Genomic DNA, 4,438 nt, shown 5'->3' with positions numbered 1-4,438 from the left:
AGCGTCAGAGGTGTATAAGAGCCAGCCCACCTCGTTCGTGAACGCGCGCGCGAGCACCCGGCGAGTCCCCGGGGACCACCCGCCGGCACCCGCCGACCACCCCGGAGCGACCCCCGAAGGTTTGGACACGCGCAGTGACGGCCGACCTACGGAGATACAGCGGCCCGAAAATACGACAGCGGACCATGAGTGACGTATCCCACACACCCACTACTTGTAGATCTCGATTCGGCGAGAAACCTTGGCACGTGGCGTCAGAAAGTGATAAGCGGCCTACACACTGCGCTCGAGGCGCCAAAAGCCATGCGTATGGACATGATCGAGGATCTCGGACAGTCCGCCCCGAGGCCCCTGAGCACCGCAAGACGGCCATATTTTCGTCGCGAACACGTCAAGTGTGACGCACGCCACGTTTGTTGATCTCAACCTGTACGCCCTGATAGCCGTTTACCCATGTCCCCAGTCGCACACATACCGAGCCACCGGAAGCCCCGCCGCGCCGCGTCCCCTTCGACGCGCGCACTCCGCGCCGGAGTGACCGGTGGCATCCTCAGCCTCGCGGTGGCGGGCACCACGGTGCAGGCCAGCGCATCCGAGCAGACGGCGGCCGAGTCCACCCTGGAGATGCCGACCGTCAGCGCCGCGCTGGCGACCACCACCGCGCAGAGCGCCGACGCCACCCTGGAGGCGGCGACCGGCTACGAGATCCAGGCGCAGCAGGACCAGGCGGCCGACCACGCCCGCGCCGAGGCCAAGAAGGCCAAGGAGAAGGCGGAGGCCAAGGCCAAGGCCAAGCGGGAGGCCGCCCGCAAGGAGGCCCAGCGCAAGGCCGAGGAGCGGGCCGCCCAGGCGCGCTCCTCGCGCTCCACGGACCGCACCCCGCTCGGCGACAGCACCCCGTCCACCGGCAGCGGTAGCGGCACCAGCACCCAGGCGCCCAGCACCAGCTCCTCGGGCAACGTGGCCACGCTGCTCAACTTCCTGCGCGCGCAGGTGGGCAAGGCGTACGTGCCCGGCGCGACCGGCCCCTCCTCGTACGACTGCTCCGGTCTGACCCAGACCGCCTTCCGGCAGATCAACATCAGCCTGCCGCGGATCTCCCAGCAGCAGTCGACCGTCGGCACCCAGGTCTCGCTGAACAACCTGCAGCCGGGCGACCTCCTCTACTGGGGCAGCCCGGGCAGCGCCTACCACGTCGCGGTCTACGTCGGTGGCGGCAACTTCATCGGCGCGCAGAACTCCAGCACCGGTGTGGTCGAGCGCCCGCTCAGCTACGACCCGCCGACCGGCGCCGTGCGGGTCCTCTGACCCCACCCCCACTTCACGACGGCAGGGTCGGCTCTCGCGTACACACTCCGTGCACGCGAGTGCCGACCCTGCCGCGCACATCCACGACGCGCCGCGCGTGCCGCCGCCGCACCCTGGGCGGCGTCCCGAGACGCCGCAGCCGGCACGGACGGGCACGGACCGGCGCGGTCGGCGTTACGCGCCGGCGTAGATGTTGTGCGCGAACTCGGCCAACTTCTCGTCGGAGAGGTTGCGCGCCAGGTCCGCCTCGCTGATCATGCCGACCAGCCGCTTGTTGTCGATCACCGGCAGCCGACGGATGCGGTGGCTCTCCATCTCGTGCAGCACCTCGCTGATGTCCGCGTCGGCGTTGATCCAGCGCGGAGTCCCCTTCGCCAGGTCGCCGCAGGTCACCTTGGACGGGTCGTGCCCCATGGCGACGCACTCCACCACGATGTCGCGGTCGGTGATGATCCCGCACAGCCGCTCGTTGGCGTCGCTGACCGGGAGGGCTCCGACGCTCAGGTTCCGCATCATCTGAGCCGCCCGGTCCAGCGTCTCGGTCTGCGGGATCCACTGCGCGCCCGGGTGCATGATGTCCGCGGCGGTGGTCATATTCGTACCTCCTCCGGGCCCCACCGGTGCACACCGGCCCCGTCAGGCCCTGTTCCGGTGTCACCGCGGCATCCGCTCACGGTGCCCCCTCCTCCATCTTCACCGCGCGGGCCGGACCACGCGACCGCTGCCGGAAGGTGCCGGAAACGCCACCGCCCCCGGGGTGTCCGGGGGCGGTGGGCGATCGGTGTGCTCGGGGGCGCTGTCAGGAGCGCGGGGCCACCTTGGTGAGGGCGTTGATGATGCGGTCCATGGCGTCGCCGCCGTGCGGATCGGTCAGGTTGGCCAGCAGCTTCAGGGTGAAGCGCATCAGCATCGGGTGGGTGAGGCCGCGCTGGGTGGCCAGCTTCATCACCGTGGGGTTGCCGATCAGCTTCACGAAGGCGCGGCCGAGCGTGTAGTAGCCGCCGTAGGTGTCCTTGATGACCTTCGGGTAGCGCTGGAGGGCCAGTTCGCGCTGGGCGGCGGTGGCCCGGGCGTGCGCCTGCACGATCACGTCGGCGGCCATCTGGCCGGACTCCATGGCGTACGCGATGCCCTCGCCGTTGAACGGGTTGACCATGCCGCCCGCGTCGCCGACCAGCAACAGGCCCCGGGTGTAGTGCGGCTGGCGGTTGAACGCCATCGGCAGCGCGGCGCCGCGGATCGGGCCGGTCATGTTCTCCGGGGTGTAGCCCCAGTCCTCCGGCATCGAGGCGCACCAGGCCTTGAGGATCTCGCGCCAGTCCAACTCCTTGAAGGAGGAGGAGGTGTTGAGCACGCCGAGGCCCACGTTGGAGGTGCCGTCCCCCATGCCGAAGACCCAGCCGTACCCGGGCAGCAGCCGCGGCTGGTCACCGCGCCGGTCCCACAACTCCAGCCAGGACTCCAGGTAGTCGTCCTCGTGCCGGGGGGAGTTGAAGTACGTACGCACCGCCACGCCCATCGGCCGGTCCTCCCGGCGGTGCAGCCCCATGCCCAGCGAGAGCCGGGTGGAGTTGCCGTCGGCGGCGACCACCAGCGGCGCGTGGAAGGTGACCGGGGTCTTCTCCGCGCCCAGCTTGGCGTGCACGCCGGTGATCCGGCGGGTGCGGTCGTCGATGATGGGGGCGCCCACGTTGCACCGCTCGTAGAGCCGGGCGCCGGCCTTCTGCGCCTGCCGCGCCAGCTGCTCGTCGAAGTCGTCGCGCTTGCGGACCAGGCCGTAGTTCGGGTACGCGGCCAGGTCCGGCCAGTCGAGCTGGAGCCGCACCCCGCCGCCGATGATGCGCAGGCCCTTGTTCCGCAGCCAGCCCGCCTCTTCCGAGATGTCGATGCCCATCGCGACCAGCTGCTTGGTGGCGCGCGGGGTCAGCCCGTCGCCGCACACCTTCTCCCGCGGGAACGCGGTCTTCTCCAGCAGCAGCACGTCGAGCCCGGCCTTGGCCAGGTAGTACGCGGTGGTCGAACCGGCCGGACCGGCGCCGACCACGATCACGTCGGCGCGGCGCTCAGCGGCGATGTGCTCCGCGGAAGCGCTCTCGGTGGGTGCGGTCTCGCTCACGGAGAACTCCCGAGGATCTGTTGACGGCGAGCCGGTCGCGCCGGCCACTGGACAGCAGCAGTCTAAGAGGGCGGTGGATGTTTCTCCCGCGGGTGGTACGGGAGACCACAAATCGGAGAGCGCGTTCCCTTTCCGCGGGTGAGGCCGTCGCCCTTCCCCGGACACCGCCCGCCCTCGGACGCCGCCCGCCCCGGCCTCCGTACCGTCCCCGGACGCCGCCCGCTCCCCTGCTCCGTCCGCCTCAGCCGCGCTTGGTCCCCCGGTGCATGGCCACGATGCCGCCGGTGAGGTTCCGCCAGGCCACACCGCTCCAGCCGGCCCGCTGGAGCCGGGCGGCCAGCCCCGCCTGGTCCGGCCAGGCCCGAATGGACTCGGCCAGGTACACATAGGCGTCCGGATTGCTGCTCACCGCCCGGGCCACCGGCGGCAGCGCCCGCATCAGGTACTCCGTGTAGACGGTCCGGAACGGCGCCCAGGTGGGCCGGCTGAACTCGCAGACCAGGACCCGGCCGCCGGGCCTGGTCACCCGCAGCAGTTCGCGCAGCGCGGCATCCGGGTCATGGACGTTGCGCAGCCCGAAGGAGATGGTCACCGCGTCGAACACGCCGTCCGCGAACGGCAGCCGGGTGGCGTCGCCCGCGGTGAGCGGCAGCTCGGGGTGGCGCCGCTTGCCCTCCCGCAGCATGCCCAGCGAGAAGTCGCAGGGCACCACGGTGGCGCCCGCCGCGCCGAACGCCACCGAGGAGGTGCCGGTGCCGGCGGCGAGGTCCAGGACCCGCTCCCCGGCCCGCGCGGCCACCGCCCGGGCCACCTCCCTGCGCCACAGCCGGGCCTGGCCGAGTGAGAGCACGTCGTTCACCAGGTCGTATCGGGACGCCACGCCGTCGAACATCGCGGCGACTTCATCGGGCTGTTTGTCCAGGGATGCTCGGGTCACGCCCCCATTGTTCACCCCCCTCGAACACGGGGGCCGGGCAGGGCCCGGCCCCCGTGTTCGAGGGGGGTGAACAATGG

The 4,438-nt window shown here is 71.2% G+C and carries 4 protein-coding genes; 1 reads left to right on the top strand and 3 read right to left on the bottom strand.

Going from position 1 to position 4,438, the window contains the following annotated elements:
* Positions 1-453 precede the first annotated feature (453 nt).
* A complete protein-coding gene (locus E4099_RS29555) occupies positions 454-1,308 on the top strand; it encodes a C40 family peptidase (RefSeq protein ID WP_135342180.1) in 855 nt (284 codons plus the stop codon).
* 174 nt (positions 1,309-1,482) lie between these two features.
* Here the strand turns inward: E4099_RS29555 and E4099_RS29550 are convergent, their stop codons facing one another.
* The 3 genes from E4099_RS29550 to E4099_RS29540 all read right to left on the bottom strand — a co-directional run bounded on the left by E4099_RS29550 (position 1,483) and on the right by E4099_RS29540 (position 4,361).
* Positions 1,483-1,902 (bottom strand): CBS domain-containing protein, encoded by a 420-nt coding sequence (locus E4099_RS29550; RefSeq protein WP_135342179.1) that lies wholly within the window; start codon positions 1,900-1,902, stop codon positions 1,483-1,485.
* 205 nt (positions 1,903-2,107) lie between these two features.
* Positions 2,108-3,472, bottom strand: coding sequence for a geranylgeranyl reductase family protein (locus tag E4099_RS29545; RefSeq protein ID WP_135342178.1), 1,365 nt, complete (start codon positions 3,470-3,472; stop codon positions 2,108-2,110).
* 193 nt (positions 3,473-3,665) lie between these two features.
* Positions 3,666-4,361 (bottom strand): demethylmenaquinone methyltransferase, encoded by a 696-nt coding sequence (locus E4099_RS29540; RefSeq protein ID WP_135342177.1) that lies wholly within the window; start codon positions 4,359-4,361, stop codon positions 3,666-3,668.
* Positions 4,362-4,438 lie beyond the last annotated feature (77 nt).

Source organism: Streptomyces palmae (assembly GCF_004684805.1).
GTDB classification, from domain to species: domain Bacteria; phylum Actinomycetota; class Actinomycetes; order Streptomycetales; family Streptomycetaceae; genus Streptomyces; species Streptomyces palmae.
This window is presented reverse-complemented; position numbering and strand designations above follow the sequence as displayed.